Here is a 645-nt window from a genome sequence, read left to right as displayed (position 1 = left end):
GTCGCAGTAAATAACACTTATACAGTCGCATCTGAAGCTGACATGCTCGCCTTATCAGCTAATGTTGGGGATATAGCTATCAGAACCGACACGAAAACGACTTACATCTTATCCCAAACTCCTGCAACTGACCTCGCTAACTGGATGGAATTACTTTCCCATCAAGTCGATATCACCCCAATAACTTTAGGTGGTACTGGAAGAACTGATGGTAAAGTTACACAAGTTGCCGTTCAAGTTGCTCCCGGGAATATAGATACGCTTTATGCTACAGGTGTATATCAAATCAATGGTTATAAACCAACTGGTTATCCTGCCGACGAGTCTCAGAGCTATGCCATGTTAGAAGTTCAAAACTCTGCCAACAATGACACAGCTAATTCATTTGCTTTCCAAAAATTGACTGTTGTTGGAGGCCATGTTTGGTTACGTCAACGTTCTGGGAACCCAGTAGTTTGGGGTTCATGGGCTAGAATAGATGAAACGAGTGATGTTATTGATAACAACACCGACTTGAACACTATCACCTCAAGTGGTCGTTATCATGCTGGCGGAACGACTGGTCTGACGAACAACCCTGCTGGTGTAAATGGTTGGTTCACATTGGTTGTTGATGCTTTGAACGCCAATAACGGTTCACAAACT

At 43.3% G+C, this 645-nt stretch carries 1 protein-coding gene; it reads left to right on the top strand.

The genetic code is table 11. The annotated features are described in order from the left end of the window. A partial coding sequence (locus N1032_RS25950; RefSeq protein WP_259543503.1) for a pyocin knob domain-containing protein occupies positions 1-645 on the top strand: 645 nt, incomplete at both ends.

The organism is Herbiconiux daphne (assembly GCF_024979295.1).
GTDB lineage: Bacteria > Actinomycetota > Actinomycetes > Actinomycetales > Microbacteriaceae > Herbiconiux > Herbiconiux daphnes.
Note: the sequence above shows the minus strand (reverse complement) of the source record. Positions and strands in the feature narration are given on the sequence as shown.